Origin of the sequence: Photorhabdus akhurstii (genome assembly GCF_018448925.1) — a bacterium.
Lineage (GTDB): Bacteria > Pseudomonadota > Gammaproteobacteria > Enterobacterales > Enterobacteriaceae > Photorhabdus > Photorhabdus akhurstii.
The window spans coordinates 433,418-440,986 of record NZ_RCWE01000001.1 but is presented as its reverse complement, the minus strand read 5'-3'; the positions used below and the strand labels follow the sequence as shown (position 1 = coordinate 440,986).

Sequence of the window (7,569 nt, the reverse complement as noted above, 5' to 3'; positions counted from 1 at the left end):
GTAACCCGGTGATAAGTGGAATATTATTCAACTTTAATATTAACCAAACCCACAATCCCAGTGTCGTTTTACAATCACAAAATGCCGTATCGATATTACCGACTTTTATTGCATTTCCCATCAAGTAAAAATATCGGGTCAAATAACCCGATATTGCTACCCATTAAATTACCTGAACAAAACGGCCATTAATTAATGAGAAAATCGGCGCAACAGTAGCCAAAATCGTATCTCCATCTTCCTCATCAACGTAATAGTAGGATATTGGGGAACTTTCTGGGTCTGATTTATTCACCAACCTGACCATTCTTCCCTGGTTCATTATTTTAACAGTGTAGTCATTCCAATTAATTGGTTTCATCTTGAAACCTTTTTCATTGATATCACTGTAAGCAGATTGATCAGCAAAAATACTTTCTTCACTTTCATCAGTCGCCCAAGCCCAAGCTTTAAGCGCAATTTTTTGTTGTTTCCTAAGAGTATTTATATCTTTAGCATTATAAGCCTGCCAGACCGCCATATAAGCCTGTTGCAATTGCTGACGCTGTTCAAGTGTATCCGTGTAAGGGGTTGCTTTCACCCATTCCCAATCAGGTAAGCCACTGATTTTTACACTACGGCTAAATCGGTACAAAGTCATATTAGGAGGAAATTCTTTCGGATTAAAATACTTTTTCTCTACATGCCCATCTTCTACATTTTGAGCCTGTACCACATGGCGTACCACCGGTGTGCTAATTGCAGCATATTTAGCTTCATTCGCGGGTGTTATTGCCACAGGCTGACCATTTTTATCAATTGCCACTTCTATCGCTGTCAACACCTCACTCTTTTTACCACGCATAGCCGTCAGTTCCAGAGTGCATTTGGCCTCAGGGCTAAAGTGATTGCGGTCTTTATCTGATAACGCATCTGAGGAAAACCAACCCAATGCGCCAAATTCCAGACTGACTTCATTTTCACCATTTGCCATTAATAGCATGGAAGCTGTACTGGCGGTACCAAGTCCCCGGCCTTCACGGGCTGAATCTCGGTTATCCATTCCCGTTACGCCATTGGTTTTAATATCACAAAAGGCATACTGAATATCGAATAAACTGCGAATATACAACCGCGGTTCACTTGCGTTAGCACCTTGCATTACTACCACACCTAACCCTGATATAGTAATTACGCCTAACAATAGCAATAACCATTTTAATTTCATTTTATCCTCACGTTCCGGTGTAACCCGGTGATAAGTGGAATATTATTCAACTTTAATATTAACCAAACCCACAATCCCAGTGTCGTTTTACAATCACCAAATGCTGTATCGATATTACCGACTTTTATTGCATTTTCCATCAAGAGAAAATATCGGGTCAAATAACCCGATATTGCTATCCATTAAATTACCTGAACAAAACGACCATTAATCAATGAGAAAATTGGTGCGGTAGTACTGAAATAAGTATCGCCATCTTCATTATTAACAGTGTAATAGGATATTGGAGAATATTCTAAAATTGATTTATTCACTAATTTAACCATTCTGCCCTGATTCATTATTTTAACGGTATAGTCATCCCAATTAATCGGTATCATTTTGAAACTTTTTTCTTTTATATCACTGTTAATAGGTTGATCGGCAAAAACACTTTCTTCACTTTCATCAGTGGCCCAAGCCCAAGCTCTAAGCGCAATTTTTTGTTGTTCCCTAAGAGTATTTATATCTTTGGCATTATAAGCCTGCCAGACCGACATATAAGCCTGTTGCAATTGCCGACGTTGCTCTGGGGTATCGGTATAAGGGGTTGCCTTCACCCATTCCCAATCAGGTAAGCCACTGATTTTTACACTACGGCTAAATCGGTACAAAGTCATATTAGGAGGAAATTCTTTCGGATTAAAATACTTTTTCTCTACATGCCCATCTTCTACATTTTGAGCCTGTACCACATGGCGTACCACCGGTGTGCTAATAGCAGCATATTTCGCTTCATTCGCGGGCGTTGTTGCCACAGGCTGACCATTTTTATCAATTGCCACTTCAATTGCCGTCAATACTTCACTTTTTTTACCACGCATAGCCGTCAGTTCCAGCGTGCATTTGGCCTCAGGGTTAAAGTGATTGCGGTTTTTATCTGATAACGTATCTGAGGAAAACCAACCCAATGCGCCAAATTCCAGACTGACTTCATTTTCACCATTTGCCAAGAATAACATAGAGGCCGTGCTGGCAGTACCAAATCCCCGTCCTTCTTGAGCCGAATCACGGTTATCCATGCCCGTTACGCCATTGGTTTTAATATCACAAAAGGCATATTGGATATCGAATAAACTGCGAATATACAACCTCGGTTCATTTGCATTAGCGCCTTGCATTACCATCACTCCTAAACCTGACATAATAATAACTCCTAATAACAGCAATAACAGTTTCAATCTCATTTTATCCTCACATTCCGGGTAATCCGGTGATAAACGGGATGTTATCCATCTTAGGCTTAAAGTTAGGGTCATAACCCATTTCCCACGATGCAGTTTCAGCACCTGGGACTATCTCCGGTCGAGTAACAGGCCTCTCTTCTCCTATCAGATTAATTCTTAACGGGGATTCACTGACTTTTAACGGATCGGCAATAACCCATTTCCACTTCTTTTTAACTTCGATTATAGAATTTCTACTATTATTTTTCCTTGCATCAGCAGCTACCTGAATCTCAGCAACAATCCCATTATGGTAGCCAGCCAGATCGATCCCTTTATCATGTTGATCAAGTTCAAAACCCGCCGCTGTTTTTATAGCCACACCCGCTCCTATTGCGACTTCTACTATCATAATATGGGTCTTAAAGGCGACATTCGCTTTTCCTTCCAGACTCAATTTCAAATCATTCTTATCACCGGCGTCAAAAGTCCACTGCTTTTGTTTATAAGCGGCACCCAATTGAAAGGACAGATTGCATGTCAAAATAATGCAACATTCCAGATCTAAATAGTTTTTATCATTTGAATTCCTGCGGGCCAGCGCCTCCCTGAATTTGGCTGCCACACTCTTTATCTTGCAATACGCCGCCCCCATTTGAATGAGATCCAGTTTTGCCGTCATCCCCAGAAAAGGCGCGGCACTGAAACCCAAAAAATGGGTACGGTCATCCATCGAAGTAGTTCGGTCATAAGCATAAGCCAGCCCAATATTGATGGGGTCCACTTTGAGCTCAAGCAGTTGGTAGCTGCGGGTGCCTTTTGAATCCGGATCGGGCGCCAGGTATTCTTTGGTATAACCCAGCAGTTTTTCCACCCGATTGATGACCTCTAAATTGGGCAGGGTTTTCCTCACCTTATTCACTTTCGCAAACTTCGCCGAGTAATCCATATCCTGAACCGTTAAAGCATATTCGACGTTAATGGCCGTCTGTCGGGTCAGATAAAATGGGTCCGTATGGGTTGTCCACCCACTGCGCAGTTTATTGCCATTTTTAGGCTTGACATTTTCCATCGCCAGACGCGCTTTTTTCTGTTCATCACGCCGCTCCTTTACAGAACGTTCTCCATGAGAAAAATCAAAGCTCAATCCAACCGAAACCATAAAACTGACCGACGGGTAAACCGCTATCGTCGCGTACTGTCGACTATCCAGGCAACCTTGAGTTATTAACTTATAATAACGCGGCTCACTGTACATATCTGTCGGGTTGGCAAGATTAGATAAATAAAACCAGACACTTTCCAGGTCACTTTCAATCTCAGCGTCTTTCAGTTGATCTTTATAAAATAATGTCACCTCCTGTGGCGCATTAAATTCTAGCGTTTTCTCTTTCTGTCCCCCCGTCAGCACCGCATGATGTTTAGCCGTGTTATTACATTTACCTTCAATCTGTATCGTCCCTTTTTGACCTTTTCCATTATCAATCAGGCTCATCTTAATTACCGGCTTTTCAGGCCATACCTGAGTATTCCGACCAAAAGTGACGCTGATTTTATAAATACAGGGGTCCGGGTTGTCGCATGTCATGCAGGCAACACCGGCACGGGATGAAATAGTTTGCTCAGCCATATCTATTACCTTATCAATTACCTTTTAATTACCTAATCGGGGATAAAACCCAATTCGCTTTTTAATAATGTTTCCATCCGATAATAACCCGGCCACTGGGGGTCTCTGAGTGCGGTTAACCATGCCTGCGGGATTTGCTCAAACTGATTGATATGTCTCGCCATCAGCAAATAGAGAAACCCGCCAATGGCACGTTCATCCGTGATTTCATTATCCTGACAAAAATAAAAACAATCCTCCGCTAAGGTTTTATGTTGAATAAATGTCGCCTCATCCATATAGGCGGGAGAATAATGTGTATCAGGAAGCGGGTTTTTCAATATCCGGTCTGAATGTGCCGACAGGGAGTCGTATGGCAGATCTATGGTACCGGCGCCATTATAGTAATTGACTTCATTAATAAATCGCGTCAGTTTATTAATGTATCGTTGTTCGAATAGCTCATTTAACTGAGCATATTGCTTTGTTGTGATCCGCAACATCTTTTGTCTGGAGCATGCCTCTGCGGGAAATTGTTTTCTGGCCGCGTGAAAATTATCTTCATGCTTAACGCCCATCAGAGAAGTGCTAATTTTATTTATCGGCCCCAGAAAACAGTGAATTTCCCAGTCACTGAGGACACTGAGAAACTCCCAGATATTGCGCGGATCATAAAATCGGAAAAATACCGGTTTATCTTGATCGGGTAATAATACTTGAAGATATTTGCGTAAATGCTGACGCAATGTTTTCATATCCGCTTTTGAGTGAAGACAAATCCCCCAACATGTTTGCCATTCCTCTAAATACAGTCCAACTTTTTCTGTCACCTCCACCAGGTAAGGCGCCGCCTTAAGCAGCTCAGGCGGTAAAGATTCGTCATAAAGACAAACCGCAGGGGGATTAAAATTTTCCAAGATAAAAAACAATCGGTATTCAATCGCACCGTCAATGACGACATAATATTTTTCAGCGGCCATCAGTCGTTATCCTCCTTCGGACAGTGTGCAACAAACAAGGAGCCGGCACTGGCGGCAGCTTGCAAAATGACCGGATTCGCCGGGCGCAATAAATCCCCGGGACTCCCCCCAGAGTTCAGATTAATCGATGGACCTTTGATATCGACACCATCAGCATGAATAACGATAAAGCTATTACCTACTTTCAGACTGATTTTGTTGCCACTTTGCACCGTAATATCACCATTGGTATCAATACTGAGCATACCCTGAATTTTCTGTGCCACATTGCCGCCGGCCTGCAAAGTTTTGTCACCCTCAACCTGAACAACATAGTTCCCGATGGTTTTATGTTCCTGCTGCCCATCAACCGTTATTTTGCGGTTATTGGCAATCACCAGTTCATCATCATGGCCAATGCTGGTTGTACGGTTGTAATTAATTCGTTCATCTCGGGAATTCAGCACCTTAATCGCCAGATTCTTCTGAGCATGAATAAATACCTCTTCTCGATCTTTTTCATCTTCAAATCTCAGTTCATTAAAACCCTCCCCTTTATGGGTTTTTGAGCGAATTGACATCTGGGTTTTTGCTATCGGCAGACGGTTAGGCACAATGTTAGTGGCATGATAGGTACGCCCAATAATAATTGGCTGATCTGGATCGCCATGCAGAAAATCCACCAGCACTTCCTGCCCCACTCGGGGGATAGCAATCATGCCCCAGTGATTACCAGCCCAAGCCTGACTGACTCTGATCCAACAAGAACTGTGGTCATTGAATTTGCCATATTGATCCCAAGCAAACTGTACCCGCACGCGCCCGTATTCATCACAAAAGATCTCTTCCCCTTCCGGGCCAACCACTGTCGCAACTTGCAGGCCGTCAATGCGCGGTTTGGGATAAGGCAAGGGGCGCCATACCCGGTTGCGATCGCCAAAGGTGAAGCTGTTCGTTAAGGTCGTCCCCATTTCACCGAAACGGGATTCATCCGCCTGCGGCTGTCTACCGTAATGGCTGATTTTAATCACCAGCCACAGGGTATTAAATTGCTCTTTCGGATGATCAGTAAGCGCAAACCCTGATGCCGGCGCCAAGGCAAAACAATCACTTTGTGCGCGGCCAAACATAGCGTCAGTGCGGAGTGCTTCCAGACGATATTGACTCAGGCGCTCGCCACGCTCATCTTTAAAGCGCCCGGGAAAATCATAGTAAGTGTAACTGGGCAAATCTGAACGCTGGTGATTAATTTGGCGTTCGTGATAGTAATAGTCTGCCCCCCACCGCGGATTTTTAAAAGTACGATCCTGCAACACAATGTTGGCAATCCCGACCTGTTCACGCCAGCAGAATCGATTGATGCTGCATTGGCTTCCTGTAGCGTCCAATTCTGGGTGATAAGGCAATGAAAATTTGTTATTTATCCGATGAGAATCAATGAAAATAATTATCGGTTCACCTCGCTCCTCAGTGAAATCGAAATAATAAAACATCCCTTCATCAGCCAATAAACGATGGAGAAACGCCAGATCACTCTCATCATATTGCACACAAAATTCCCGTTCAGGATGTTCATAACGCAATTGGCAATAGAAGTTTCTAACGCCATTTTCTTTCAATAATATGTCAATAATCTCAGTCACAGATTGATGCTGAAAAATACGGGAATTAACCCGTAATCCCGCACGCCATAAAGCAGGTTGAATGGTCAAGGAATAATGACTGCGATGACGACCTGTCCTGCTTTGTTCAAACTGAGTCACAATCCCAGTTATACTGCGCTCGGGTTTTCCATCACGATAAACGGTCAGTGTCGCAAAATTATCCAGAACATCAGCGAAATTAATATCCGGATCAGCGCTGGTTAATATCGCCTCCAGACAAAATAACTCTGACAGCGCTTCATCTAGAGTAAACTCCACCACAGCAAAAGTTTTCTCCGGGAGAGAGCCCGCAGTAAGTGTAAAAATCAATCCTGAATCTGCCATTACATTCCTCCTGATCCCGTGAGGTCGAGGCTCAGGGAATTAAACAGATCATGTAAAACAACCATAATTTCACCCTCTTTTACTTAAATGATTACCGAACATATTCACCGGCAGATTCATTAACCAAACTTTTCCCTGTTCAACATATGAACGGGAGGGTAGGAAATGGAAGAAATAATCAACTTATTTTTTTGAAATAACGATATTTTATTCTAATAAAAAGAGGGGGTTTCGGCATAAAACTTCAATATATTGAATAGGTTACGTTAAAATGAATTATAATGATTTTATTAACCAAAATTGCTGGCCTAAATCAGTAATAAAAATAAAAGAGAAGACAAAATTAGCGTAATATTTCCAAACAACAATATATTTTTTTATTTATTAGATTGGAATTCAAATAAGATAAATTCATTTATCTTATTCCTTTTACATCACTGATAAATTTCAATATTTAACTGTTATGGGAAAGTGTTAAGTTAAATTTCGCAGATAAGATTATCTGTACTATATGTAACATAAAAATCGTCATGATAAGGAAACAATAAAATGAGACTGATATATATAAACCCTAATCAAACTTTTGAGCTTTATACTGGTG

The 7,569-nt window shown here is 41.9% G+C and carries 5 protein-coding genes; all 5 read right to left on the bottom strand.

Going from position 1 to position 7,569, the window contains the following annotated elements; all coding sequences use genetic code 11:
• Positions 1 to 163: 163 nt before the first annotated feature.
• Positions 164 to 1,207: a hypothetical protein gene (locus EAE93_RS01930; protein WP_214038961.1), complete on the bottom strand. Its 1,044-nt coding sequence runs from the start codon at positions 1,205 to 1,207 to the stop codon at positions 164 to 166.
• A gap of 182 nt (positions 1,208 to 1,389) precedes the next feature.
• Complete coding sequence (locus EAE93_RS01925; RefSeq protein ID WP_250150839.1) at positions 1,390 to 2,391, bottom strand: hypothetical protein; 1,002 nt, start codon at positions 2,389 to 2,391, stop codon at positions 1,390 to 1,392.
• 49 nt (positions 2,392 to 2,440) lie between these two features.
• Positions 2,441 to 4,042: a hypothetical protein gene (locus EAE93_RS01920; protein WP_214038959.1), complete on the bottom strand. Its 1,602-nt coding sequence runs from the start codon at positions 4,040 to 4,042 to the stop codon at positions 2,441 to 2,443.
• Between the two features lie 32 nt (positions 4,043 to 4,074).
• Entirely contained in the window at positions 4,075 to 5,001 is a 927-nt protein-coding gene (locus EAE93_RS01915; protein WP_214038958.1) for a DUF4123 domain-containing protein, read from the bottom strand.
• The gene (locus EAE93_RS01910; RefSeq protein WP_214038957.1) at positions 5,001 to 6,968 is read right to left on the bottom strand and encodes a type VI secretion system Vgr family protein; all 1,968 of its coding nucleotides are present in this window, start codon (positions 6,966 to 6,968) and stop codon (positions 5,001 to 5,003) included. The genes EAE93_RS01915 and EAE93_RS01910 overlap by 1 nt, the downstream gene beginning before the upstream one ends.
• Between the last annotated feature and the right edge of the window lie 601 nt (positions 6,969 to 7,569).